This is a genomic window from Phytoactinopolyspora limicola, from assembly GCF_011320225.1.
Lineage (GTDB): Bacteria > Actinomycetota > Actinomycetes > Jiangellales > Jiangellaceae > Phytoactinopolyspora > Phytoactinopolyspora limicola.
In genome coordinates, this window is record NZ_JAAOEN010000003.1 from 245398 (window position 1) to 271895 (window position 26498).

The window sequence follows — 26498 nt, forward strand, 5'->3', positions numbered from 1 at the left end:
TCAGACGCTGGTGGCGTAGGCGACTACACCGCGCCGCAACGCTCCAGCAGCCAGCCGCGCGGTTTCGCGGAGCTCGGTTCCGGCCGCCGCGTCGGCCACCTGGTCCAGCAGGTCCAACAGTTGCCGGATCGCCCGCACGAAGTCTCCCGCCGCCATACCAGAGCTGCGCAGCACCGAATCGAGGCGGTGCCCGCTGGCCCAGCGCCAGGCCGCATCGGCGAAGCCGAAATCCGGCTCACGGAGGAAATCGACCCCGTGGTCGGACTCCACCGCGTCGAGATCCGACCACAGCCGCACCATGGTGCTCAGAACCTCCCGCACGGCGTTGTCGGGCAGCGCCGGACGGGCCGCGTCGTCAGGCTGGCGCGCCTCGAAGGTCAACGTCGACACACACGCGGCCAGTTCAGCCGGGTCGAGACCGTCCCACACCCCTTCGCGTAAACACTCCGCGGCGAGCAGATCCAGCTCCCCGTATAACCGGGACAACCGCCGGCCGGCGTCGGTGGCGGTGTCACCGTCGAGGTAGCCGAGCGAGTCGAGAACCGCACATACGCGGTCGAATTGCCTAGCGACGGTGTTGGTCCGCGACTCGATACGCCGCGACAACTGCTCGGTTTCGCGCTCGAGCCGGTGGGCTCGCTGGGCCCAACGAGCATGCTCCTCCCGTTCCGGGCAGCGGTGACACGGATGCCCACGAAGCTGCCGACGCAACTGGTTGAGCTGCTCGTCATCGGTGGCCGCGGCGCGGCGCGAACGCCGGGCAGGTCGGTCGTCATCGAGCACCCGAGCCCGCAGAGCAGCTGCCAGCTCCCGGCGGGCGGCCGGGACTTTGGGGTTGAACGACCGTGGAATGCGCATCCGGTCGAGCGCCTCGACCGGCTCGGGCACGTCGGTCAACGACAACCGCCGCACCTGCCTACTTTCGGTCAGAACGGTCGGCCGGGGCCCGTCGCCGCGGGCCGAGCCGCCGGGTACACCGGGGTCCAGCACTACCGCCAGCCCGGCGGCTTTTCCGGCGGGCACCCGGATGACGTCGCCTATCCGGAGCCGCTCCAGCGAATCGACCGCGGCAGCCCGCCGGAGTGCGCTGCCTTCCCTGGCCAAGGCGCTCTCTCGGTCCTTGATGGCCCGCCGCAGACCCGCGTACTCGTCGAAGTCTCCGAGGTCGCAGCGCATCGCCTCGCGGTAGCCCTGAATAGCCTCCTCGCTGCGGCGCAGCTGCTGCGCCAGGCCAACCACGGCTCGATCGGCCTGGAACTGAGCGAACGACGACTCCAGGATCTCGCGCGCAGTGCCCCGGCCCACCCGGTCGACGAGGTTGACCGCCATGTTGTACGACGGCCGGAACGACGAACGCAGCGGATACGTGCGGGTCGAGGCCAGCCCCGCGACAGCGGTGGGATCGAAACCGGGCTGCCAGAGCACAACCGCATGCCCCTCCACGTCGATCCCACGCCGGCCGGCGCGGCCGGTGAGCTGCGTGTACTCGCCTGGGGTGACGTCGGCATGTGACTCGCCGTTCCACTTGACCAGCCGCTCCAGCACAACGGTGCGGGCGGGCATGTTGATACCCAGCGCCAGGGTCTCGGTGGCGAAGACGGCACGGAGCAGACCGCGCACGAACAGCTCTTCGACGGTCTCCTTGAACAGCGGCAACAAACCAGCGTGGTGTGCGGCCAGCCCGCGCTCCAGGCCATCGAGCCAGGCGTCGAATCCGAGGACCCGCAGATCCTCGTCCGGAATGCCGGCGCAGCGCTGGTCGACGATAGCTCTGATCTCGGCGCGTTCGTCCGCTGAGGTAAGCCGTACACCAGCGACGACACATTGCTGGACGGCGGCGTCGCACCCGGCGCGGCTGAACACGAACACGATGGCGGGAAGGAGATCCGCCCGGGCGAGCCGGTCCAACACCTCGACTCGGCCGGGTGGGTAGACGCCGTCACGAGGACGGCGGTTGCGGGGGCCGCGGCCCCCACGCCGGCCGCCATGGCCACGGGTGTCGTCCACGCCGCGGGTATAACGAGTCAACTGCGGATTGACAGCGCGTCGGGTATCGTCTCCGGCGCCGGTCTGGGCGAACAGATCCATCATGCGCGACCCGACCATCACGTGCTGCCACAGCGGCACCGGGCGGCGTTCTTCGACCACCACGTCGGTGTCGCCGCGGACGGTGGTCAACCAGTCGCCGAACTCCTCGGCGTTCGACACCGTGGCCGAGAGGGAGACGACACTCACCGATTCGGAGAGATTGATGATCACTTCTTCCCAGACCGCGCCGCGGAACTGGTCGGCCAGGTAATGCACCTCGTCCATCACGACGTAGCCGAGACCGGACAGGGTGGACGAACCGGCATAAAGCATGTTGCGCAGTACTTCGGTGGTCATCACGACCACCGGCGCCTCGCCGTTGATGGTGGTATCGCCGGTGAGCAATCCGACCGACGCCGCACCGTGAATGGCCACCAGGTCGTGGTACTTCTGGTTCGACAACGCTTTGATCGGGGTGGTGTAGAAACACTTGCGCCGCTCTTCCAGCGCCAGGTGAACGGCGAACTCCCCGACGATGGTCTTGCCGGCCCCCGTGGGAGCGGCCACTAGAACGCCGCGGCCCTGTTCGAGGCTCTCGCAGGCGCGCAGCTGGAAATCGTCGAGGGGGAACGGGTACGCCGCCCGGAATCGACCAAGCGAGGATCGACGAGAGACTTGCCGGCGCCGCGACGCCGCGTATCGCTCCGCGGGCGAGCTCATGTGGCCCAGGCTACAGAACGAATCGTCGGGAACGCGCGGTGGACCCAGCGAGTCGTGGTCCGGATACCCGTCGGCGTGTCCATGACAGGAGGCGGTGCCGCCCCGGCCGCCTACTGCTCGTCGTCGCGGCCGATCCGGTCGAGCATCTCGTCCGGCGTGGCTTCGTCGTCGGCGAGGTCGGAGCCCCGTTCACGATCCCGGCGCCGGTCGAGGAACCGGCAGACCAGCACCGCTGCCTCGAACAGCAGCCACATCGGGGTGGCAAGGAGCATGAGGGTGAGAGGGTCGCCGGTGGGGGTCGCGACGGCACCGAACACGAAGATGCCGACGATGACCCAGCGGCGCGCCGTCGACAGGGTCTCGTGCCGGAGCACACCAACGGCGTTCAACAGCACAACGAAGACGGGCAACAGGAAACCTACGCCGAACACCAGGCCGAGACGGATGACGAACGACAGATATTCGCCGAACGGGACGTAGTTCTCCACCAGCTCGGTGGGTGTGAAGTTGAGCAAGAACTCCCACGCCCGCGGCATAACCCACAACGCCAGCCCCACTCCGGCGGCGAACATCGGCACGGACACGCCGACCACCGCGCTGGCCCACTTCTTCTCGTTCGAGTACAACGCCGGCGTGATGAACGCCCAGACCTGGTAGATCCACACCGGTGCACCCAGTACCAGTCCGGTCCACATCGCGATCTTCAGCGGGATGAACAGCGGGTCGGTTGGGCTTTGGTAGATGGCCCGTGCGTCGGCCCCGGCCTTCTCCGCCGCATCGAACATGGGTTGCAGCAGAAAGTCCATGATCTGGTCGCGGAAAATGAAGCCGACCAGACCGAACAGGACGACGGCAGCGGAAGCCTTGAGCAGCCGCGAACGGAGTTCTCGCAGGTGCTCCACGAGGGTCATTCGGCCTTCGGGGTCGCGGTCCGGGCGAGAGCCCTTCTTGCGACGGCCGATCAAGGTCGCCACGTTTCGCTCAGCCGCCGCGGAGGGTTAGGAGTCGCGTTTGGTGGACTCGTTGGCCCGATCCGATGGTGTCTCCACCTTGGTGGGCTCGACGGCGGGCGCCTCGCGCTCGGTGCTGGACGCCGACTGCGGGGCGTCGTCGGCCAAGGAGTCGTCGTCCTTCCTGGAGTCGTCATCCATGAGACCTTTGGTCTCAGTCTTGAAGATCTTCAGCGAACGACCGAGGCCACGCGCGGCCTCCGGCAGCCTCTTGGCGCCGAAGAGGAGCAGAATGATCGCGGCAATGATCACCAGCTGCCAAGTACCGATGTTGCCCATGTTCGACCTCTTCCTGATGCGGCCTGTGCTACCGATGGTACGTCAGGGCGCGGGGACCGCCGCGGAGCGTTATGGCGGGCCCTGTCTCCCCTGAGATCCTACGACGTGATCCAGCTCTTGGGAAAGAGCGCCCACTTCCTGAGAAAGGACCTTGCCTTTGCGAGCGGTGGAACGGATCGCCAGCACAACGACGAGCACCGCGATGACGAACAACACCGCCACCGCGACAAACAGCCAGAACGCCAATGTGGACATCGGTGTCGACCCTATCCCACCTCGTAGGCAGCCAGAGCGGCACGGGCGTCGTCGACCACCTCGGTCGCCAGGTCGGCGGGGTCGACAACCCGGCCGGTGGAGCCGAGCCGCAACATGAGCCGGCGCAGCCACCGCCGGTCGCGAACCCAGAGCCGGAGCCGAATGCCACCATTCGGGAGTTCCTCGGCGGATTCAAACGGATAGTAATCGGTGACCCAGCGGCCACCACGCGTCAACTCAAGCGTCACCAACTCGTCATCCGGCGAGGGCTGGAACAGCCCGTCGGAGAGGTCGCGCGGACGGGCCTGGTCGGGTAGGTCGGCCGGGGCGTCGAGAATCGAGACCGCGGCCACCCGATCGAGCCGGAACAGACGCACCTGCTCGGCGCGCCGGCACCAACCCTCCAGATAGAGCCGGCCGTCTACCACCACCAGCCGCATCGGGTCGACGTCTCGTTCGGTCGTCTCGTCCCGAGCCGGCACCCAGTAGGACAGGTGTAATCGCCGACGTTCGTCGAGGGCGGTCCGGACAGTGGCCGCGACGTCCGCGACCGCCTCACCGTCCACCTGGATCTGGACCGCGGCCGCCCGCTCAGCGACCTCGCCCGCGGCCTGTTCCAACTTGGTGATAGCCCGGTCGATCGCTTCCCGGTCGAACGAACCCGGCACGTCGGCCAGCGTCCGCAGCGCGACCAGCAGCGCGACGGCTTCATCGGTCCGCAGCCGCAGCGGCCGGGCCAGATAGTCGGCGTTGGAGACGCTGATGATCCCCTCACCTTCGACCGACTCCATGTCGACCTCGATGTAGTCGCCCATGGCCAGGCCGGGCAGCCCGGAGAACCACAACACCCGCAAGTCGCGGATCACCTGACGTTCGCTCACGTTGAACAGGGCTGCGACGTCGGCCACCCGGGCATAGGGGTGGGAGCGGAGGTAGGGCAGCATCGACAGCAACCGCGACACCTGGGCCGGAGCACTGTCGGCTCGGCGCTGGCGGGGTTGGCCCGTGGTCACGGTGTCTCCTCCACGATGTCGGTGAGCCACTCGACGACACGTTTGCGTAGCTCGTCAGGTTCCAGGGCGACGACGTCGGCCCCATGGGTGGCGATCTCCTCGACCAGCCGGGTCTGCGACGAGTAGCTCACCGTGACCACGTCCCAACCAGGCACGTCGGCCGGCCGGACGTCGGTAGCCCGGCGGCGAAGTGTGTGGCCGCTGCCCTCACGCACCTTCAGGGTGGCCACCGAGAGGTCACGGTGCTCGGGTGAGGGAGCCAGCGAACTGGCCGCGGACCGTACGTCGTCCGGTGGCGGAACCTCATAGCTGCCTGGTTCACCGTCGGGTTCGACGTCGCCAACGATGCGCGACAGCCGGAACATCCGCGCGTCCTCGCGATCGGTGTCGAATCCCAGCACGTACCACCGGCCATGCCAGGACAACACGCTCCAAGGACGCAGGTGTCGTTGCATTCCGGTGGCGCTGGATACCTTGCGATGCCAGAACCGCACCGGCCGGCGGTCCCGCACCGCCTCCCACAGCGGCCAGAAAGCCGGCTCCTCGCCCCCCACTCGCGGCTCCACCGCACCCAGCGCCCGGGTGTCGGCCTCCACCCCGGCCGCTTGAAGCTTGACGACCGCCGTGCTGGCCGCCGCGGCCAGCCCGGAATGTTGCCATGCCCGCGCGGCCAACCCGACCACCGCGGCCTCGTCCGGCTCCAGCCTGATCTCGGGTAGCTCGAACTCATGCCGTGAGATGCGGTAGCCGGGTTCATCCTCGCCGAAAGGGTCGTTGCTGCCGATCTCGATCGGGATGCCGACGTCGCGCAGTTCGTCCTTGTCGCGCTCGAACATGCGGTCGAACGCCTCGTCGGTCTGGTCGCCGTAGCCGCCGACGACGCTGCGGATACGGCTCTTCGGCACGTAGCCACGCGCGACCAACAGACAGATGACCAGGTTCATCAGACGTTCACTCTTCGCCTGCTGAGACACGCGCACCTCCTCACACATTCTCTGGCGGTCGTGACGCGGCGCCCACACGACACGGTGGGTACATCCGGGCGCCGGACCGGCGACGCCAACGGCACCAGGTTCACCGTGAGACTACCCCTCCACTAGGCTCGTCGGCGTGATTCGGTGGCGGGACGGCGTGGTAAGCGCCATCAGGGCTTCGTGGCCCGGAGTTCAAGAGCTGGTGGTCACAACCACCAACAACGGCGAGGTCCGTGCCCTCGCGTATACCGCGCTGGTCGGCACCCCTCAGGTCGGAGATCGGGTACTGCTGAACACAGCGGCCCTCGACCTCGGCTTGGGCACCGGTGGGCACGCACACGTCGTCGCTATCCCGGACCGCCTGCCCGCCGACCCGGAGCCCAGCCCGGGGCATTTGGTCAAGGCGCGGTACACCCCGCTGCAACCGATCGTCCTGGGCGCCGACGAACAAGAGTCGCCGTGGCACGAGACCCTCCGTTCGGCCGACGACCTCGACGGAATGCCCGTGGTCATCGCCGATCTGCACTCGGCCGTGCCAGCGGTGCTGGCCGGAGTACGAACGGTCACGCCGCAGTGCCGGGTCGTCTACGTCATGACCGATGGCGGCGCGCTGCCTTTGTGGTTCAGCCGGACGGTCGCCGCGTTGACGAACGCCCGGTGGCTGGCCGGCACCGTCACCGTCGGGCAGGCCTTCGGTGGCGACCTGGAAGCGGTGACCCTCCACTCCGGCCTGCTGGCCGCCCGCCATGTGCTGCACGCCGACATCGCGGTAGTCGCCCAAGGCCCGGGCAACCTCGGCACCGGCACCCGGTGGGGCTACTCGGGCGTGGCCTGCGGCGAGGCGGTCAACGCCACCGTCATACTCGGCGGCCGGCCGGTGGCATCGTTGCGGATCAGCGAGGCCGACCCGCGTGAACGACACCGCGGGGTCTCCCATCACAGTCTCACCGCCTACGGCAAGGTGGCGCTCACCTCGGCTGACGTCGTCGTACCGAAACTAGAAGGCGAGTTCGGGGAGACCGTGGCCGCTCAGGCGGCCCGGTTGGCCGGCCGGCACAACGTCATCACCGTAGCGCCCGACGGGCTCGACGACGCCCTCCACACCAGCCCCGTACACCTGTCGACGATGGGCCGCGGCCTCGACCGGGACCATGCGTACTTTCTCGCCGCCGCAGCGGCCGGCCGGCACGCCGCCGCGCTCCTGAGCCATGACAGCTAAGAGAGGCCATCGTCGGCAGCCGTGAACCGGCGCCGTCTCAGCGCACGTTCAGCAGGTCGATCACGAAGATCAACGTCTTGCCCGCCAACCGGTGCCCCGAGCCAGGCGGTCCGTACGCCAGATGCGGCGGTACCACCAGCCGGCGGCGGCCACCCTCGCGCATACCCGGGATGCCGTCTTGCCACCCCTGGATCAAGCCACGCAATGGGAAGTTCACCGGTTGGCCGCGGTTCCACGACGCGTCGAACTCTTCGCCGGTCTCGAATTCCACGCCGACATAGTGCACCGTCACCTCAGCGCCGGCGGCGGCTGGCGAGCCGGCGCCCACATGAAGGTCGGTGATCTCCAAGTCGGAGGGTGGCTCTCCGTCGGGAAAGTCCACCTCTGGACGGTCGAGCATCATGAGTGCTACTCCCCCGTGTGGTGGTATGAGTGGTCAGCTGGCCGGCATACGCCGACCAGCTCGATGTGGTCTATCGGCAGTACATCAGTAGGTGCCGAGCACGTCGACGATGAGCACGAGAGCAGTACCCTCCGGCTCCTCGTCCTCGACACCAGGCATCGCCGCGTCCTCGGCACTGATCCGGGTCAGGATCCGGGAGCCAACGGTGAGGCCGTCGGCGACATCGTCCCAGCCTGGCAGCGTCGCCAGCATGTCGATGGTGACCTCTTCAGGGGTGCCCAACTCCCACGTGCTTTGGGCACCTTCGCCGTCGGGATACGGTGCCTCCAACATTTGCACGATCACCGAGTCGAGGATCTCGTCGCCGTCGCCGCGCAGGATCACCGTGGAGTCCGACTCCTGCGGTTCCGACGCACCCTCGAAGTTCAAGGTTGGGGCGCCGGTTTCGCCGCCTTCGACCTCCGGCAGGTCGTCGGATAGGCCGTCGACGGCTTCACCGGTGGCGGCGGCGTCCGGCGCGATCGAGTCGACGACGTCCACCACGAAGATCAGCGTGTCGTCGGCGAGGTCGTGACCCTCTTGGCCGCCATACCCGCTCTCCGGTGGGATCGACAGCAGGACACGAGAACCGACCTTCTGGCCGGTCAAGCCGTCCTTCCAGCCCGCGATCACCCGGTTCAAGGAGAAACCGGCGGCGGACCCACGGTCGTAGGAGTTGTCGAAGACGTACGGCACCGACTCGGCCTCGGCCTGCTCGTCATCGAGACCAGCCAGCGCCTGTGGGTCGAGGTCGTCAGGGTTTCGCTCGTCCCAGGCCTGGCCGAGATAGTGGGCCAACACGTAGTCGTCGGCGCCGATCTCCCGGCCGTCGCCCTCCGTCACGGTCGTGACCTCGAGCTCGCCGGCCGGCTCGCCGTCGGGAACCTCCAGGGTGGGTTTCTCGCCGAACTCACCAGACACGTTGATGCCGCTGGCGCTCTCCGATCCGTTGTCGGAACTGGCCGTCGTGTCGTCGTCGGAGCCACACGCGGCCAGCATCAAGCCGGAGGCGAGCAGCGCAGAAGTTAACAGGCGTAGATTGCGCACGTGAATAGATCCTCAATGCTCGATGAGCGGTCGCGTGACGAAGCAGGAACCAACCTTAACTCTTGATCTCAGTGGCTGCCAGAACGCCCCTACCGAGCGTCGGACGGCACTGCCGGACCGCGATTGGCTACCACGTGACAGTCCAGCTCACATACTGTCGATCAGGCGTGCGACCCGCTCGTCAGTGGAGCGGAACGGGTCCTTGCACAGCACCGTTCGCTGTGCCTGATCGTTGAGCTTGAGATGCACCCAGTCGACGGTGAAGTCTCGTCGGCGTTCTTGAGCGCGTTTGATGAACTCACCCCGCAATTTGGCCCGCGTCGTCTGCGGCGGCACCGACTTCGCCTCGAAGATCTCCAGATCACGTGCGACCCGGGCTACCGCGCCACGCCGCTGCAACATGTAGTACAGGCCGCGGCCGCGGTGGATGTCGTGGTACGCCAGATCGAGTTGGGCGACACGAGGGTGCGACAACGTCATGCCGTGCCGGGCACGGTACCGCTCGATCAGCCGGTATTTGGTGACCCAGTCGATCTCGCGTTCGATGAGCCCCAGGTCGCCGGTATCGACGGCCTTCAGGGTGCGCTCCCACAGCTCCAGCACACGATGCACAACCGGGGAGTCGATCTCCCGGCGCTCCACGAAGTTGCGGGCCTTCGTGAAGTACTCCTCCTGGATCTCCAAGGCCGAAGCCTCGCGGCCACCAGCCAGGCGTACCTTGCGGCGGCCGGTGATGTCGTGGCTGATCTCGCGGATAGCTCGGATAGGGTTCTCGAGCCCGAGGTCGCGCAGCCCGATACCAGCCTCGATCATGCGTAGAACGAGGTCGGTGGCCCCCACCTTGAGCAACGTGGTGCACTCGTTCATGTTGGAGTCGCCCACGATCACGTGGAGCCGCCGATACCGTTCGGCGTCGGCATGGGGTTCATCGCGGGTGTTGATGATGGGCCGGCTGCGGGTGGTGGCGCTCGACACACCCTCCCAGATGTGCTCAGCCCGCTGGCTGACCGCGAACATGGCGCCGCGCGGGGTCTGTAGCACCTTACCCGCGCCGCAGATGATCTGCCGGGTGACCAGGAACGGGATCAGCACGTCAGCCAGCCGGGAGAACTCGCCGTGCCGGCCTACCAGGTAGTTTTCGTGACAGCCGTAGGAATTGCCGGCGGAGTCGGTGTTGTTCTTGAACAGGTAGACATCACCAACGATGCCCTCCTCGGCGAGTCGACGCTCGGCATCCACCAGGAGGCCCTCGAGAACACGCTCTCCCGCTTTGTCATGAGCGACCAGATCGGTGATCGAATCGCATTCCGGGGTGGCGTATTCCGGGTGGCTGCCGACGTCGAGGTACAGCCGTGCCCCGTTAGAAAGGAATACGTTGCTGCTTCGCCCCCAGGTGACCACCCGCCGGAACAGGTACCTGGCCACCTCGTCGGGCGAGAGCCGACGCTGACCGCGAAACGTGCACGTGACGCCGTACTCGTTCTCCAACCCGAAAATGCGTCGATCCATGAATCGACTTTAGTCTCCTGAATCGTCAGACGTGGTCTCTGTTGCGTCTCGATTCGGTTCGGTGAGTAATGTCTCCAGCGCTGCGCCACGGATCCGGCGGAACGTACGCCGCGGCCGGCGCCGTTCCAGCACGGCCACCTCGAGCTGCGACGTGGACAGCTGCCGCGATTCGCCTCCGTCGTTGCGTCCCAGCGCACCAACCGCCAAGTGCAGGGACTCCTCGATCGACGCCGAACGCTGGAACCCCTCACGGACGTACCCGGCGACCTGCTCGGCCGGACCACCCATGACCGCGAAACCGTTCTCCGCGAAGACGGAGCCGTCGTAGACGATGCGATAGATCTCGTCTTCGGACTCGTCCCGGCCCAGCTCCGCCACCACGATCTCGACCTCGTATGCCTTGGGATCCTGGGTGAAGATGGTGCCGAGGGTCTGGGCGTACACGTTGGCCAGCGCCCGGCCCGACACGTCCACTCGGTCGAAGGCATAACCGCGCAGGTCGGCGAGGCGAACTCCGGCCTGCCGCAGGTTCTCGAATTCGTTGTACTTGCCGACCGCGGCGAAAGCTATGCGGTCGTATATCTCACTGATCTTGTGCAACGACGGCGAAGGGTTCTCCGCCACGAACAGGATCCCGCCCGAATACTGCATGACGATGACCGAACGCGACCGGGCGATGCCCTTGCGGGCGTAATCGGCCCGGTCTTTCATGATCTGCTCGGGCGAGACGTATCCGAACTGCATCGACACCGGTGGGGTTCCTCTCGAGGCCGGGGGTGGTCAGATCAGCGAATGCGGTGCGGGCGCATCAGCCGGATGCGGGGGCTTCTTTAGTTCAGCGGCGCCTGGGGACCGTCCGGGCGGCTGCTGCGGGCCGACACGACCCGATCGACGATCGGGGCAACGGCATCGTCGGAATAGCGGTCGAAGCCGTCGTGGTCGACCACGGCGATGATAGGGAAGATCCGGCGATGCAGGTCCGGGCCGCCGGTGGCGGAATCATCCTCGGCGGCGTCGTACAGCGCCTGTACACACGCCGTCACGGCCTCCTCGGCGGTGAAATCGGCCCGGTACAGCTTCTTCAACGCCCCTTTGGCGAACAACGAACCCGAACCGACGGAGTAATACTCGTGCTCTTCCGAGCGTGCGCCGGTGGGGTCGTACGAGAAGATCCGGCCCCGCTCGCTACCCAGGTCGAACCCTGCGAACAGCGGGACAGCCACCAGGCCCTGCATCGCCAGCCCGAGATTGGCCCGGATCATGTGGGCAAGGCGGTTCGACTTACCCTCCAACGACAGGACCGTACCCTCGATCTTCTCGTAGTGCTCCAACTCCAGCCGGAACAGCTGGACAAGCTCCATCGCGATGCCCATGGTGCCGGCGATGCCGACCGAGGAGTACTCGTCGGCCTGGAAGACCTTCTCGGCGTCGCGCTGGGAGATCAAGTGGCCGGCTGTGGCCCGGCGATCACCGGCCATCACCACGCCACCGGGGAAGGTGACCGCGACGATGGTGGTGCCGTGTGGCGCCAAGCCGGAGAAATCGCCGCGCCCCGCGTCAGCGGCCAGCCGCCGTCCAGGGAGTAGCTCGGGCGCGTACTGGCTCAGGAAGTCGGTGAACGACGACGTCCCCGACACCATGAAGGCCGTTGGCAACCGTCCGATCTGGGACAGGTCCACTTACTCTCCACCTTTCTGGACGAACGACCTGACGAAGTCCTCCGCGTTCTCCTCGAGGACTTCGTCGATCTCGTCGAGCATCGAATCGACATCGTCGGCGAGCTTTTCCTGCCGGTCCTTGACCTCTTCGGAAGCCTCCGCCGCCTGGGCCTCTGTGGTCTCGGCGTCTTCATTCCGGCGAGGCTGCTTACGCTGCTGCCCGCCACCTGTCTCACGCGCCATCGTGAACCTCCGATCGTCGCCTCAGTACGACCTTATCCGGCCCAAGTGACATCGGCGCCCTAGGGACCGGTTCGTGATGCACATGATCTTTCGCCTTGGGCGAACCGGCGCACGCAGCTCCCCGCCGTTTTCGTTGCCGGACCCCCCGGGCGAGACGGCGTCGGGCTCACCGTCCGGTCAGCTCCGTCACCAGGTCAACCGCGGTGTCGCAGCGGTCCAGCAGGCGCCCCACATGTGCCTTGGTGCCCCTCAGCGGATCAAGGGTAGGCACCCTTTGTAAGGCGTCGTGCCCCGGCAGGTCGAAGATCACCGAATCCCAGGAAGCGGCGGCGATCGTCTCGGGGTACTTGTCCAGGCAACGGCCCCGGAAGAATGCCCGAGTGTCCTCCGGCGGCGCATGCACCGCCCGGGCGACCTGGGTGTCATCCAGCAGCCTGCGCATCCGCGACTTGGCCACCAGCCGGTGGTACAAGCCACGCTCGGGGCGGACATCTGAGTATTGCAGGTCGATCAGATGCAGTTTGGGGCTCGACCAGTCCAGCCCGTCCCGTTCGCGGTAGGACTCCAGAAGCGCGAGCTTGGCCACCCAGTCGAGTTGGTCGGCCAGCGCCATGGGGTCGTTGCCCAGCGTCGTGACGATCGACTCCCACCGATCGAGTACGTCCGCGGTGATCGGGTCGACGTCCGGCCCGAAGCGATCCTCGACGAACTTGCGCGCCTGCTCGGCGTACTCCGCCTGCAACTGCACCGCGGTCAACCGCCGGCCGTCGGTGAGTTCGATCAGGTAACGCAGGCTTGGATCGTGAGAGACCTCGTGCAACGCATGGACCGGGCGCTCGATAGCCAGATCCCAGCCGAGAAAACCCTGTTCGATCATGGTGAGTACCAGCGCCGTGCTGCCCATCTTCACGTACGTGGAGATCTCGGACAGGTTGGCGTCGCCAACGATGACATGGAGGCGGCGATACCGCTCGGGGTCGGCATGTGGCTCGTCTCGGGTGTTGACGATCGGGCGTTTCAGCGTCGTCTCCAAACCGACCTCGACCTCGAAGTAGTCGGCCCGCTGAGAAATCTGAAAGCCGTCGCGGCCGCCGTCCTGCCCCAAGCCGACCCGCCCGGCGCCACAGACCACCGGCCGGGAAACGAAGAACGGCACCAAATGCCGGACGATGTCGGCAAACGGCGTGGACCGATTCATCAAGTAGTTCTCGTGGCAGCCGTACGACGCACCCTTGTTGTCCACGTTGTTCTTGTACATCTGGACGGGAGCCGCACCGGGAAGGTGAGCGGCGAACCGGGCGGCCTCAGCCATCACCCGCTCCCCCGCCTTATCCCAGAGAACCGCGTCGAGAGGGTTGGTGACCTCAGGCGACGAATACTCCGGATGGGCGTGGTCCACGTAGAGGCGGGCGCCGTTGGTGAGGATGACGTTGGCCAGCCCGATCTCTTCGTCGGTCAGCTGGCTCGGGTCGGCGCCAGTACGCGACAGCTCGAACCCGCGGGCGTCTCGCAGGGGGTTCTCCTCCTCGAAGTCCCAGCGTGCCCTCCGGGCCCTGGCGCGCTGGCCAGCATAGGCATTAACCACCTGCGACGAGGTGAGCATCGAGTTGGCGGCGGGGTTGCTCGGCACCGAGATGCCGTATTCGGTCTCGATCCCCATGATGCGGCGTGCGCTCATGTATCGAGCCTACGTGACACCCGGCCGGGGGCGACTTATCACGCCCCGGCCGGTGCTACATCCGGGTACTCGACGCCGAGCTGACCAAGTGCGTCGTCCAAAACTCGCATCACCTCGACGGTGTCGGCCAGCGGCATCTCCGGGCACTCGGTCCGACCCTCACGGACCGCCTGCGCCACCGCCCGGAGCATCGGCACATAGCCGTGCCCCTCCGACAGGTGCTGGAACACCTCCGGGTGCTCCACGCCACGCTCGGGCGTCCGCACGTACGTCATACGCCCCGGGTGGTGGAACCGCGGCGCGAACTCGATCCGTCCCGTCGTGCCGACGATGCTGGCAGCGCCGGCCAACGGCGATCGCAACGACACGTCCATGTGTGCGCGCTGGCCACCGGGCCAACTCAGCAACAGGCCCGCCTCGGCGTCGACACCCTGATCGGTGAGCGTACCCACGGCCGCGACCTCGGCCGGAGCACCCAGCAGCATCTGCGCGAAGCCGACGGTGTAGACACCAACATCCAACAGCGCGCCCCCGCCCAAAGGGCGGTTCCACAGTCGATGATCAGGCCCGTGGGTGGACGCGAAACCCAGCTCCGCGCTCACCATCCGAACGTCACCGATGACACCGTCGGCCACCATCTGCCGGGCCTTCACGATGAGTGGGTTGAACCGGGTCCACATAGCCTCCATGCAGAACACACCCTGCTGGACGGCGTAGGCCGCCAGAGACTCCGTCTCCGCAAGCGAGTGGGTGAACACCTTCTCGCACAACACCGCCTTGCCCGCCTCGGCCGCCAGCCGCACGGCGTAGGCATGCTGCGGGTGTGGGGTGGCCACGTAGACCACATCCACCGCGTCATCCTCAACAAGAGCCCGCACCGACGAATAAGCCGTGGTCACGCCGAATTCCCGGGCGAACGTGTCAGCTCGATCCTGGACCCGGGAGCTGACCGCCGCGATCCGGGAGCCCTCGAGGAGCTTCAGGTCGGCGGCCACGCTGTGGGCGATGTCACCGGTGGCGACGATGCCCCACCCGATCACCCGTTCGTCGATGTCACTCATGACGCCGACCTTAGCGACCGCCCCGGGGCACTCCCCCACCACCACACCCGTTGTGCACCTGATCTCCGTTTTGACGCCTGATCGTTTCTAAGGCGACGATCAGATGCGTCGGTGGTGACGACAGCCAGTGCCGACGGGCGGTAGCGGCGTCTGATCGTCTCCACGATGTGGGACGGTCGGCGATCAGATGCGCCAACCGTCGTATGGCGTCCGGTAGCACATCTGATCCTTTCGAGGCGGCACCGTGCTATGCGGATGCGGCGTTCGCCCACGGGGCGGATGCGGCGGTGGCGTGCGGGGCCCGCCGACTTCCCCAGGGGATTTGCCCGGGGCTCACCGGGGTAGCCCGGTGTGCAAGGACCTGGGGTTGGTGCGTTGACCGCCTCCACATCTGCGACATTTCACCCACACCAACAAGCGGTCAGCGCACCAAGCGTCATCCGACGGCCCTACCCTCGTCCGTTGACGGGCACCCGCGCGCCCAGCACGTCCACCTTGCGCCCATCGCAACACGATCAGATGCACTACCGGACGCCAGGCGACGGTTTGTGCATCTGATCGCCAACCGTCCCACATCGTGGAGACGATCAGGTGCCGCTACCGCCCGTCGGCACTGGCCGTCGTCACCGCCGACGCATCTGATCGTCGCCATGAAAACGATCAGGCGTCAAAACGGAGATCAGGTGCACAAGTGGTGGGGTGGCAGACGTTGGGGCCGCGGAACCGAGCGGTTCTCGCGGCCCCCTGGTGAGAGGTAGCGGTCGGGTGTTAGAGGTGCTAGCCGGTGTTAGAGGTAGCGGTCGGGTGTTAGAGGTACTAGCCGGTGTCAGAGGTACTAGCCGGTGTCAGAGGTACTGGCCGGTGTTGGCGACCGTGTCGATCGAGCGGCCGGCCTCGCCGGTGCCGGACTTGCCCGAGATCAAGGTCCGGATGAAGACGATCCGCTCACCCTTCTTCCCGGAGATACGTGCCCAGTCGTCCGGGTTGGTGGTGTTCGGGAGGTCTTCGTTCTCTTTGAACTCGTCGAAGCAGGCGTTGAGCAGGTGCTGCACGCGGATACCTTTGACGCCGGTGTCGAGGGCGTCTTTGATGGCCATCTTCTTCGCCCGGTCGACGATGTTCTGGATCATTGCGCCGGAGTTGAAGTCCTTGAAGTACAGCACTTCTTTGTCGCCGTTGGCGTAGGTGACCTCGAGGAACCGGTTCTCTTCGGTTTCGGAGTACATACGCTCGACCGACCGTTGGATCATTGCCTCCACCGTGGCCGTGGGGTCGCCGCCGTGTTCGGCGACGTCGTCACCGTGCAGAGGTAGGCCAGTGGTGAGGTACTTGCTGAAGATGTCCTTGGCCGCTTCGGCGTCCGGGCGCTCGATCTTGATCTTCACGTCTAGGCGCCCAGGCCGCAGGATGGCCGGGTCGATCATGTCTTCGCGGTTGGAGGCGCCGATGACGATCACGTTCTCGAGGCTCTCCACGCCGTCGATCTCGGACAGCAGCTGGGGCACGATGGTGTTCTCCACGTCCGATGACACACCCGAACCGCGGGTCCGGAACAGGGAGTCCATCTCGTCGAAGAACACGATGACCGGGGTGCCTTCGCTGGCCTTCTCCCGGGCCCGCTGGAAGACCAGACGGATGTGCCGTTCGGTCTCGCCGACGTACTTGTTCAGCAGCTCGGGGCCCTTGATGTTGAGGAAGTAGGACTTGCCCTCCGACCGGCCGGTTTTCCGAGCGACCTCCTTGGCCAGCGAGTTGGCCACCGCTTTTGCGATGAGTGTCTTGCCGCAGCCGGGCGGGCCGTACAGGAGCACCCCTTTGGGGGCCCGCAGCTGGTGCTCTCGGAACAGATCGGCGTGCAAATATGGCAGTTCGACGGCGTCGCGGATCTGGTCGATCTGCCCTTTCAGGCCACCGATGTCGACGTAGTCGATGTCCGGGACCTCTTCGAGGATGAGTTCTTCGACTTCGCTCTTGGGGATGCGTTCGTAGACAAAGCCGGAACGAGGTTCGAGCAGCAGAGAGTCACCCGAACGCAGGCCGGAGTCTCGCAGCGGCGAGGCTAGCCGGACCACGCGTTCCTCATCGGTGTGGCCGATGACGAGTGCGCGTTCAGTGTCGGCCAGCAGTTCCTTGAGCATGACGACCTCGCCGACCTGCTCGAACTCCAACGAGCGCACAACGTTGAGCGCTTCGTTGAGCATGACCTCTTGGCCTGGGCGCAGCATCGACGAATCGACCTCGGGGCTCACCGCCACCCGCAGTTTTCGCCCACCGGTGAACACGTCCACCGTGCCGTCGTCGTGGCCTTCCAGGTAGGTGCCGAATCCGGATGGCGGTTGAGCCAGCCGGTCGATCTCTTCTTTCAGCGTCACGATCTGGTCGCGGGCTTCCCGCAGTGTCGCCGCCAGCCGCTCGTTCTGGGCGTTGACCGAAGCCAATCTCGCCTCGAGAAATGCCACTTCACCAGCGAGCTCGGAAGGCTCACGCCCTGCTCCCCGGCGTGTGTGCTCGAAGCCGTCGTCATGCGTTGCCACGGTCGCACCTCCTCCTCGGGCTTCCTCGTATCCCTGACCCTACATTCGCATACCCGGATCACGCCTCCGGTAGGCCTCTCGTGACGAGATGGTGACGTGATCGTCGGCGCGGCCAGGTTTCGCTGTGAGCCGCGGTCCGGTCAGGCCTGTGCGCTGGGGGCGGGTCGCCGGCGACGGACCGGCGCGGTGACACCTGGGGCGAGGCGGCGTGCGGTGACCAGGAAACCCGTGTGGCCGATCATGCGATGGTTGGGACGGACGGCTAGCCCTTCGACGTGCCAGCCGCGCAGCAACGTCTCGCTGCTCTCCGGTTCGGTGAACCCGCCGTGTTCGCGCAATGTCTCGACGATCTTGGACAGCTGAGTGGTGGTGGCGACGTAACAACACACCACCCCGCCGGGGACCATGGCGCTGGCCACGGCGTCGACGCATTCCCAGGGGGCGAGCATGTCGAGGATCACTCGGTCGACGTCGGTGTCGTCGACGGCTTCGGCGAGATCGCCAACGGTCAGGCGCCACGTGTGCGGACTGAAGCCGAAGAACCGCTCGACGTTCTCCGTAGCGATCTGGGCGAAGTCGGCGCGTCGCTCATACGAGTGCACATGGCCATGCTCTCCGACCGCACGTAGCAGCGACATGGCCAAGGCGCCGGAACCCGCCCCCGCCTCGACGACACGTGCGCCCGGGAAGATGTCGGCCATGGCGATGATCTGCGCGGCGTCTTTCGGGTAGATCACGGTGGCGCCGCGCGGCATGGACAGAACGTAGTCGGCCAGCAGCGGACGCAACGCCAGGTAGGTGGTGCCACCGGTGGAGACGACGACGCTGCCTTCCGGAGCGCCGATCAGCTCGTCATGTTTGAACGAACCCTTGTGTGTGTGGAACTCCCGGCCGGGGTCGAGGGTGATGGTGTGGTGCCGCCCCTTCGGGTCGGTGAGCTGAACCTGATCACCCGCCCGGAATGGGCCGGAACGCCGTGCGGTCTCGGTGGTCGCCATGCGACGAAGGCTAACAACCGGCGCTGGTCCGTCCGGCCGGCAGCACGGCGGCTACCCGCCCCGGCCGCTTACCGGCCGGCCAGTGCGGCGTCGACGTCGGACGCGGCCAGTACCCCGAGCATGCGGCCCTGTTCGTCGACGACGAGGTACTCGGATGTCAGCTCATGGCGCATGGCACGCAGGAGATCTTCACCGCGCATGTCCACACCCACCACCATGCCTGAGCGCAACGGGCGTGCGACGTCGGAGGCCGGCACCCAGGGCCGCCGCTCCTCTGGCATCGCGGCGAGGGCGGCGTCGTTGACCAGGGCGGTGGGTGCACCGGCGCTGTTGGTGATGACCATCGACCTGGCGCCGCGCTCGCGGGCCAGGCGCAGCGCCTCGGACACCGGTAGTTCGGGTGGCACGGCCACCGCTCGGCGGAGAAGCCGACGTGGGTCTAGGTCGGGTAGCCGCGCCCGCATCCGCCCGACGGCCAGGCTCTGAGTGGCTCCGCTCCACAGCATGAAGGCCACGAGCACCCCCCAGAGCAGTCCGAACGTGGTGGGCCGGCCTCCGGCGACGGCGAACGGGACGGCCAACACGAGCACCGCGAGGACCTGTCCGGCGCGGGCGGCTACGCGGGTGCCGCGGTGTTCGTCGCCGGTGAACCGCCATACGGCCGCCCGCAACATGTGCCCGCCGTCCAGTGGTAGTGCGGGTAGCAGGTTGAAAGCGCCGACGACGATGTTCGCCGCGGCCAACACCCGGAGTAGATACTCGGGTATGTCGGCGGTGACCGGGATGGACGCGGCCAGGGCCAAACCTCCGAGCGCCAGCGATACGGCTGGTCCGGCGGCGGACACGAGCAGGTCGCGTCCTGGAGTAGGGGCGTCGCGCTCGATTTCGGTGTGTCCGCCGAGGAAGTGCAGCGTGATGCCGCGCACGGGCAGGCCGAACGCCCGCGCGGCCAGCGCATGGCTGACCTCGTGAAGGAACACGGACACATAAAGGAGGACGGCGAAGGCGAAGGTGACCACGTACCCGGCGGAGCCGAGGTCGGGAAAGGTGCGGGCGACGAACGGCTGGAATCCAACGGTGATGACCGCGGCGACGACGAACCACGTGGGGCTCACGTGGACGGGGATCCCGGCCACCCGTCCGAGCCGAAGATTGCGCCAGCCGCCGAACCGCATACGAGAAGCGTACGGCTTAACACACGGTGGGGACGGAACCGCGGGGTCCGCCCTCGTCGGAAAACCGTTCCATGGGCCGCGCCGCTCCGGGATCCTGTCGGTGCCGTCGTCTACGCTTCTTGGGCATGAACACCCCAGTGGCGCAGCCAGCGGCTACTGCGGCCGGTGAACATCCGGCTCCGCCGGTGTGGAGCCTGTCTCCCTCGCGCGCCGCTGACTTCATGAGTTGTCCGTTGTTGTACCGATTCCGCAGCATCGACCGGCTTCCCGAGCCTCCCAGCCCCGACGCCACCCGCGGCACCGTGGTGCACGCGGTGTTGGAGCGGCTGTTCGACCTCCCGGCCGACCAACGCACCCCAGCCGAGGCTGTCCAGCTGGTCCGCCCGGCGTGGGAGCAGCTGCTGGCCGACGAGCCGGACGTGGCCGAGTTGTTCGGTGCCGATGCCGAGGCTCTCGACGAGTGGCTGGGCGGCGCGGAGGGCTTGGTCCGCCGCTACTTCGAGCTGGAGGATCCGACCCGGCTCGAGCCGGCGGAGCGGGAACTCTACGTGGAGACGGTGCTCGATTCCGGGTTGACTCTGCGCGGATACGTGGACCGGTTGGACCGCGCCCCCGCCACTGGGGAGCTGCGGGTGGTCGACTACAAGACGGGAAAGGCCCCGCGCGCCGGCTTCGAGCAGCGCGCCATGTTCCAGATGCGCTTCTACGCCCTCGTACTGTGGCGGCTGCACGGCACGGTCCCCCGTCTGTTGCAGTTGGTGTACCTGGGCAGCGGGGAGGTCCTGCGGTACGAGCCGGACGAGGCCGACCTGCGCGCCACCGAACGCAAGTTGGGTGCGCTGTGGACGGCTATCCAGCGTGCCATGGACAGCGGCGACTGGCGGCCCAGTCCGAGCCGGCTGTGTGACTGGTGTTCCCACCAGGCGCTGTGCCCCGCCTACGGGGGCACGCCGCCGCCGCTCCCGGAGGCGCCGGTGATCTCGGTCTCGGACACCGAAGCACCGTCGCCACGGACGTCCGCGGCCGACGTCTGAGGCGGCCTGGGCCGCACCTTAGGAACGCGCGGGTTCTAAGGCACTCCCCTGCCGCCGGATCGTCCTTAAGGTGGAGAAGAGGCTTCGGCGTCGGGGATGAAGGCATCGCTCATGCCGCCCCTTACCGTTGGTGTATATGACTGAACCGCCTGGTCAGCGAGCGCGCATCGATCACAGGCTCTTCGATGGCCTCGTGGTCGCGGTTCTGCTCGCCGTCAGTGTGGTGTCCACGGTCATCTACGACCTGGAAGACGTCGAAACGCGGCCTTTCGACGCACTCTGCCTGCTGCTGGCCGTCGTCACTACCGCACCGCTGGCCGTACGCCGCCGCTTCCCGGTGACGTCCGGGTTGGCGATCGGCGCCGGGATGCTTCTGTACCTGGTGTGGAACTACGCGTCAGTGGGCCCCTTGCTGGTTGTCCTCGTCGCCATCTATTCCGCGGGCGCCTACGCCAACCTGGCCGGCGCGTTGGTGGTGTTGGTCGCGCAGATCGCGGTCACCGCGACACATCTGATCGTGGAGTTCGACGATCTTGGACTGTCCGCAGCTACGACGTACAACCTCGGGTTCTCCGTACTCGGGTACGTCGGTGTGCTGGCCATCGGCCGTAGCATGCACCGGCAGCGTCGATATGCCTCGGCGTTGGAGCTACGCGCCGACCGCCTCGAGCAGGATCGCGCGGCCGAGGTTCGGGCGGCGCTGGCCGAGGAGCGTGCCCGGATCGCCCGGGAGCTCCACGACGTCGTCGCACATCACGTATCGGTGATGACCGTCCAAGCCGCCGGGGCTCAACGATCGTTGCCCCGGAACCCACAGCTCACCGCCGAGGCGTTGCGGTCGATCGAGACCACCGGCCGGTCGGCTTTGGCGGAGATGCGCCGCATCCTCGACATCTTCCGCGGTAGCGGGTTGCCTCGGAACTTACCCGAATGGATCACCATGCGGGGCCCTCAGCCGGGGGTGGCGGATCTCGAGGATCTGATCGAGCAGGTTCAGGGTGCGGGGGTGCGAGTCACTCTTACCGTCGACGACGACGTGCGCGACGTGCCGGCCGGGGTCGAGCTCACCGTCTTCCGGATCGTCCAAGAGGCGTTGACCAACACGTTGAAGCATGCCGGACCGTCGACGGCCGAGGTGCGCCTGTCGCGCACGTCCGACGCGCTGCTCGTCGCGGTGACCGACGATGGCCGGGGTCTGGCCGCCGCCCTCGACGGCCGCCGCCCGGGGCATGGCCTGCTGGGTATGCGGGAACGGGTGACCCTCTATGGTGGGACCTTGGCGGTCGGACCCAAGCCAGGCGGCGGGTATGAGGTACGGGCGCGGATCCCTTTCGACCATTCCGAACGTCCGGCGGTGTGAAGATGACGGTCACCCATCCCATTAGGGTTCTGCTCGTCGATGACCAGCCGCTGCTCCGTACCGGCTTCCGGATGATCCTCGAGGCCGAAGCCGACATCGCCGTCGTGGGTGAGTCCGGTGACGGCGAGGCCGCGCTGTCCGACACCCGGGCTTTGCAACCTGACGTGGTGCTCATGGACATTCGGATGCCACGTATGGACGGTGTCCAGGCCACTCGGGCCATTACCGGTAGCGCCCGCGCGCAGCCTCCTCGGGTGCTGGTGCTCACCACCTTCGATCTCGATGAGTATGTCGTGGAAGCGTTGCGTGCCGGCGCGAGCGGCTTCTTGCTCAAGGATGTGCCGGCCGACGAACTCGTGCACGCCATTCGGACCGTGGCGCGAGGCGACTCCGTCGTGGCGCCGAGTGTCACCCGGCGTCTGCTCGACATGTTCGCGGCGCGGCTGCCGGCCAGCGACGCTCCCACGCCATCCAGCCTCGACCATCTGACCGCCCGGGAACGCGAAGTGCTGATGATGGTCGCCCGCGGGATGTCCAACGCCGAGATCGCCGCCGAACTGGTGGTCTCCGAGACAACCATCAAAACCCACGTGGGCAACCTGCTGACCAAGTTGAGTGTGCGAGACCGCGTTCAGGCCGCTATCTACGCTTACGAGAGCGGGTTGATCACCCCCGGCTCGCTATGAGTCAGCCGTGGCTCCCAGCCCCGGTCACGTGATCGTTGCCGGCCAGGTTGAGTCTCCTTCTGCAGGATGAGACGGCGTCCGGGGTCCTCCTCGCGACGGAGTGCGCACTCCCCACCTGAATGCCATCTAGCTGGACCGATGCGCCTCTAGAGTCGTGGGTGTAAGCGCCGAACCGAGGGAGCATCTCTTGATGACCAACCACGATTCCGGGCCGCCTGCGGCCAAAGCCGTCGACCTGACCAAGGTCTACGGAGCCGGGGACACCCAGGTGGTCGCCCTGGATGGGGTGACCGTCGACTTCATCGCTAGCCAGTTCACCGCGATCATGGGCCCCTCCGGCTCCGGCAAGTCCACGTTGATGCACTGCATGGCCGCGCTCGACACACCGACGTCCGGCCAAGTCTTCATCGGCGATGTCGAGTTGAGTGCGCTCAACGACAAAAAGCTGACCCGCCTGCGCCGGGACCGTATCGGTTTCGTCTTCCAGGCTTTCAACCTGGTGCCGACGTTGACGGCACGGGAGAACATCACGCTGCCCCTCGACATCGCGGGCACCCGCGTCGACCGAGACTGGTTCGAGACGATCATCTCGACGGTCGGCCTCAGCGACCGTCTCAAACACAAGCCGAATGAGCTCTCCGGTGGTCAGCAGCAGCGGGTCGCCTGTGCCCGGGCGTTGTTGAGCAAACCCGAGATCGTCTTCGCCGACGAGCCGACCGGCAATCTCGACTCACGATCCGGCGCTGAGGTGCTGGCCTTCCTGCGCCGTTCGGTGCGGGAGTTCGGTCAGACCATCGTTATGGTCACCCACGACCCCGGCGCGGCGGCCCACGCTGACCGAGTGTTGTTCCTCGGAGATGGCCGCCTCGTGGACGAGATGATCGATCCAACCGCGGAGAAGGTGTTGGAGCGGATGAAGGGCTTCGACGCCGTCGGTACCGGACAGGTGGGCTGAGTCCATGCTTCGTGCCACACTCAAGAGCCTGCTCGCGCGCAAGCTGCGGCTGGGTATGAGTGCCTTCGCCGTGGTGCTCGGCGTGGCGTTCGTCACCGGCTCCTACGTGTTCACCGACACTCTCAACCGTACGTTCAGCGATCTCTTCTCCGACCTGCACGCCGATGTTCTGGTTCGCCCGGCCGCGCCGGAGGGCCAAGACAGCTTCGCCGCGCTGGCCGGCACCACGTCGGTCTCCATCCCGGCCGATCTAGTCGGCGAGATCGCGGCTTTGCCGGGGGTGGCCGATGCCTACGGTGAAATCGAGTCAGGAGGCGTCGGGGTACTCGACCAGGACGGTGACATCGTCGGTGTTATGGGCGGGCCCGGCTTGGGCGTGGGGTATGACCCCGACACATTCGCCGACGACTCCGTCGTCACCGTCGTCGATGGCCGCGGCCCGGAGGGTCCCGGTGAGGTGGCTATCGACGCCCGGACCGTCGACAAGGCTGGTTTGGACGTCGGTGACGAGGTCGACCTGGTCACCCTGGGTAGTGAGCCAAGACTGTCCGCGGAGCTCGTCGGGGTGTTGCAGTTCGGCGGCGACGACGACGGCCTCGCCGGGGCGACCATGACGGCGTTCGACATGCGCACCGCCCAGGAACTCTTCCTCGACGGGGAGGATGCGTACACGATCATCTCGGTCATCGCAGCCTCAGACGTGAGCGCCGAGGAGCTACGCGACACCGTAGCGGCGGTTCTTCCGGACTCGTTGGAGGCGAGCACGGGCGCCGACGTGGACGACGAGATGATCTCCGCCGTCGAGGAAGGTCTCGGATTCTTCAACACCTTCCTGCTCGTCTTCGCCGCCGTCGCGTTGTTCGTCGGTATCTTCATGATCCTCAACACGTTCTCCATCCTGGTGGCACAGCGCAGCCGGGAGATGGCCCTTCTACGTGCCTTGGGAGCCCGGCGGTCCCAGATCACCCGCTCGGTGATGATCGAGTCGTTTGTGGTGGGGCTGATCGGTAGCACGTTGGGCCTGGCCGCCGGGCTTGGATTGGCCCGGCTGATGCAGGTGATCTTCGGCGCGCTTGGCATGGAGTTCAGCGGATCTCTGGTGCTCGCGCCGCGGACCGTGATCGTCGCGTTCGCCGTGGGCATCGTGGTGACGATGGTCGCCGCTCTGGCTCCGGCCCGGCGGGCGTCGAAGGTGCCTCCCGTGGCGGCGATGCGCGACGACATGGCGATCACCGGCTCTTCCCGACGCAACCACGGATTGCTAGGCGGACTGCTCACAGCTGCCGGTGTGGCGGCGATGGTGGCCGGGTTGGCCGACGCCGTGCCGGAGGCGTTGTTGTTCGTCGGCCTGGGCATCCTCACCACGTTCGTTGGGGTGGCGTTGCTCGCCCCGATCATCTCGGTGCCGCTGATCCAGGTCATCACGGGCTGGTATTCCGCGGCCTTCGGGACGACCGGCCGGCTGGCTCGGCAGAACGCCATGCGTAACCCACGGCGGACCGCGGCGACCGCATCGGCGCTGATGATCGGACTGGCGTTGGTCTCCGCGATCGCGGTGGTAGGGGCGTCCACCAAGAAGAGCATCGACGAGGCACTCGACGAAGGGCTACACGCCGACTTCGTCATCACCAACAACACGGCGGGCGAGCCGTTCTCCCCCACGGTGGCGGACAGCGCCCGCGACATCGCTGGCGTGGACACCGTGACGTCGATCCGTTCGGCGTTCGCCGTCGTCGAAGGTTCCCAGGAGACCATCACCGCCATCGAACCGGACGCGTTCGCGGTGGCCAGCGACTTCGACATCGTGGAGGGTAGTGGTGACCTCGCCGGTGGCGGCGCGGTGGTCGGCGACGGCCGAGAAGACGACGTCGCGATCGGCGACACCGTGACCATCGAGATGGCTGGGGCCTCCACCGAGGTGCCGGTGATCGGTTACTACGATTCCGACAGCCCACTGCTCTCCGGTGGCTACATCGTCGGCTTCGACACGTTCACGCAGGTGGGGGCGCCCACCGTCGACACCACCGTGCTCGTCATCGCCGCATCGGGTGCCGAGCTCGGAGCTATCGAGACGGGTCTGACCGAAGCCACCGCCGAGCTGCCCATGGTGACGGTCCGCAACCACGAGGACTACCGGCAGTCGCAACGCGATGAGCTGGACCAACTGCTGAACATCGTCTACGCCCTCCTCGGCTTGGCGATCTTGGTAGCGATCCTGGGCATCGTCAACACGTTGGCCCTGTCGGTGATGGAACGCACCAGGGAGGTGGGGCTACTGCGGGCGGTCGGGTTGAGCCGGCGGCAACTACGCACCACGATCCGGCTGGAGTCGATCGCGATCGCCGTGCTCGGCGCCGTCCTCGGCATCGGACTGGGGCTCGGGTTCGGCATCTCGTTGCAGCGTGCCCTCGCCGATGAAGGATTGGCCAGCCTCGACGTGCCGATCAGCCAGCTGGTGGTGTTCCTCGTACTGGCAGCGGTGGTGGGCATCCTGGCCGCGGTCTGGCCAGCGCGCCGGGCGGCTCGGTTGAACGTCCTACGAGCCATCACCACCGAGTAGGAGAGAAACCGCAGCACATGTGGGGTCTACTTGCTGCCGCGGCGGCTGTTGCGCCCGGTC

The 26498-nt window shown here is 66.7% G+C and carries 23 protein-coding genes; 6 read left to right on the top strand and 17 right to left on the bottom strand.

The window, feature by feature from the left end; genetic code table 11:
- The 6 genes from G8760_RS10110 to G8760_RS10135 form a co-directional block, all read right to left on the bottom strand.
- On the bottom strand, positions 1 to 2748 hold the full coding sequence (locus tag G8760_RS10110) for a DEAD/DEAH box helicase (RefSeq protein WP_166350480.1): 2748 nt from the start codon (positions 2746 to 2748) through the stop codon (positions 1 to 3).
- 110 nt (positions 2749 to 2858) lie between these two features.
- The gene (tatC, locus tag G8760_RS10115) at positions 2859 to 3722 is read right to left on the bottom strand and encodes a twin-arginine translocase subunit TatC (RefSeq protein ID WP_207782210.1); all 864 of its coding nucleotides are present in this window, start codon (positions 3720 to 3722) and stop codon (positions 2859 to 2861) included.
- A 24-nt stretch (positions 3723 to 3746) separates the two neighbouring features.
- Positions 3747 to 4037 carry a Sec-independent protein translocase subunit TatA gene (tatA, locus tag G8760_RS10120; protein WP_166350482.1) on the bottom strand — a complete coding sequence of 97 codons (291 nt, stop codon included), beginning with the start codon at positions 4035 to 4037 and terminating at the stop codon, positions 3747 to 3749.
- 69 nt (positions 4038 to 4106) lie between these two features.
- Complete coding sequence (locus G8760_RS10125) at positions 4107 to 4292, bottom strand: hypothetical protein (protein ID WP_166350484.1); 186 nt, start codon at positions 4290 to 4292, stop codon at positions 4107 to 4109.
- Between the two features lie 11 nt (positions 4293 to 4303).
- Positions 4304 to 5305 carry a helix-turn-helix transcriptional regulator gene (locus G8760_RS10130; protein ID WP_211198962.1) on the bottom strand — a complete coding sequence of 334 codons (1002 nt, stop codon included), beginning with the start codon at positions 5303 to 5305 and terminating at the stop codon, positions 4304 to 4306.
- Positions 5302 to 6279, bottom strand: coding sequence for a helix-turn-helix transcriptional regulator (locus G8760_RS10135; protein WP_207782211.1), 978 nt, complete (start codon positions 6277 to 6279; stop codon positions 5302 to 5304). The genes G8760_RS10130 and G8760_RS10135 overlap by 4 nt, the downstream gene beginning before the upstream one ends.
- Positions 6280 to 6415: 136 nt before the next feature.
- Here G8760_RS10135 and G8760_RS10140 point away from each other — a divergent pair, with 136 nt between their 5' ends.
- Complete coding sequence (locus G8760_RS10140; RefSeq protein ID WP_166350488.1) at positions 6416 to 7498, top strand: DUF3866 family protein; 1083 nt, start codon at positions 6416 to 6418, stop codon at positions 7496 to 7498.
- Between the two features lie 37 nt (positions 7499 to 7535).
- Here G8760_RS10140 and G8760_RS10145 read toward each other — a convergent pair whose 3' ends face one another.
- The 11 genes from G8760_RS10145 to G8760_RS10195 form a co-directional block, all read right to left on the bottom strand.
- Positions 7536 to 7898: an FKBP-type peptidyl-prolyl cis-trans isomerase gene (locus tag G8760_RS10145; protein WP_166351121.1), complete on the bottom strand. Its 363-nt coding sequence runs from the start codon at positions 7896 to 7898 to the stop codon at positions 7536 to 7538.
- An 87-nt stretch (positions 7899 to 7985) separates the two neighbouring features.
- The gene (locus tag G8760_RS10150) at positions 7986 to 8987 is read right to left on the bottom strand and encodes an FKBP-type peptidyl-prolyl cis-trans isomerase (protein WP_166350490.1); all 1002 of its coding nucleotides are present in this window, start codon (positions 8985 to 8987) and stop codon (positions 7986 to 7988) included.
- Positions 8988 to 9134: 147 nt separating this feature from the next.
- Positions 9135 to 10496, bottom strand: a complete 1362-nt coding sequence (pafA, locus tag G8760_RS10155) for a Pup--protein ligase (protein ID WP_166350492.1) — start codon at positions 10494 to 10496, stop codon at positions 9135 to 9137.
- Between the two features lie 9 nt (positions 10497 to 10505).
- Entirely contained in the window at positions 10506 to 11240 is a 735-nt protein-coding gene (gene prcA, locus G8760_RS10160; RefSeq protein WP_246222510.1) for a proteasome subunit alpha, read from the bottom strand.
- An 86-nt stretch (positions 11241 to 11326) separates the two neighbouring features.
- Positions 11327 to 12136: a proteasome subunit beta gene (gene prcB, locus G8760_RS10165; protein ID WP_166351123.1), complete on the bottom strand. Its 810-nt coding sequence runs from the start codon at positions 12134 to 12136 to the stop codon at positions 11327 to 11329.
- A gap of 39 nt (positions 12137 to 12175) precedes the next feature.
- Positions 12176 to 12397, bottom strand: a complete 222-nt coding sequence (locus tag G8760_RS10170; protein WP_166350496.1) for a ubiquitin-like protein Pup — start codon at positions 12395 to 12397, stop codon at positions 12176 to 12178.
- A gap of 166 nt (positions 12398 to 12563) precedes the next feature.
- Positions 12564 to 14075 (bottom strand): depupylase/deamidase Dop, encoded by a 1512-nt coding sequence (dop, locus tag G8760_RS10175; RefSeq protein ID WP_166350498.1) that lies wholly within the window; start codon positions 14073 to 14075, stop codon positions 12564 to 12566.
- Positions 14076 to 14113: 38 nt separating this feature from the next.
- Positions 14114 to 15136 carry a Gfo/Idh/MocA family protein gene (locus tag G8760_RS10180; RefSeq protein WP_166350500.1) on the bottom strand — a complete coding sequence of 341 codons (1023 nt, stop codon included), beginning with the start codon at positions 15134 to 15136 and terminating at the stop codon, positions 14114 to 14116.
- 845 nt (positions 15137 to 15981) lie between these two features.
- Entirely contained in the window at positions 15982 to 17670 is a 1689-nt protein-coding gene (gene arc / locus G8760_RS10185; protein ID WP_166350502.1) for a proteasome ATPase, read from the bottom strand.
- A gap of 140 nt (positions 17671 to 17810) precedes the next feature.
- Positions 17811 to 18668, bottom strand: a complete 858-nt coding sequence (locus tag G8760_RS10190) for a tRNA (adenine-N1)-methyltransferase (protein WP_166350504.1) — start codon at positions 18666 to 18668, stop codon at positions 17811 to 17813.
- Between the two features lie 68 nt (positions 18669 to 18736).
- Complete coding sequence (locus tag G8760_RS10195; protein ID WP_166350506.1) at positions 18737 to 19843, bottom strand: site-2 protease family protein; 1107 nt, start codon at positions 19841 to 19843, stop codon at positions 18737 to 18739.
- 125 nt (positions 19844 to 19968) lie between these two features.
- On the opposite strand from G8760_RS10195, the gene G8760_RS10200 reads away from it, so the two are divergent.
- The 5 genes from G8760_RS10200 (at position 19969) to G8760_RS10220 (ending at position 26438) form a co-directional block, all read left to right on the top strand.
- Complete coding sequence (locus G8760_RS10200; protein WP_166350508.1) at positions 19969 to 20877, top strand: RecB family exonuclease; 909 nt, start codon at positions 19969 to 19971, stop codon at positions 20875 to 20877.
- A gap of 136 nt (positions 20878 to 21013) precedes the next feature.
- Complete coding sequence (locus tag G8760_RS10205; protein WP_166350510.1) at positions 21014 to 22237, top strand: sensor histidine kinase; 1224 nt, start codon at positions 21014 to 21016, stop codon at positions 22235 to 22237.
- A 2-nt stretch (positions 22238 to 22239) separates the two neighbouring features.
- Positions 22240 to 22923 carry a response regulator gene (locus G8760_RS10210; RefSeq protein WP_166350512.1) on the top strand — a complete coding sequence of 228 codons (684 nt, stop codon included), beginning with the start codon at positions 22240 to 22242 and terminating at the stop codon, positions 22921 to 22923.
- Between the two features lie 190 nt (positions 22924 to 23113).
- Positions 23114 to 23878, top strand: a complete 765-nt coding sequence (locus G8760_RS10215) for an ABC transporter ATP-binding protein (protein WP_166350514.1) — start codon at positions 23114 to 23116, stop codon at positions 23876 to 23878.
- Between the two features lie 4 nt (positions 23879 to 23882).
- On the top strand, positions 23883 to 26438 hold the full coding sequence (locus G8760_RS10220; RefSeq protein WP_166350517.1) for an ABC transporter permease: 2556 nt from the start codon (positions 23883 to 23885) through the stop codon (positions 26436 to 26438).
- Positions 26439 to 26498 lie beyond the last annotated feature (60 nt).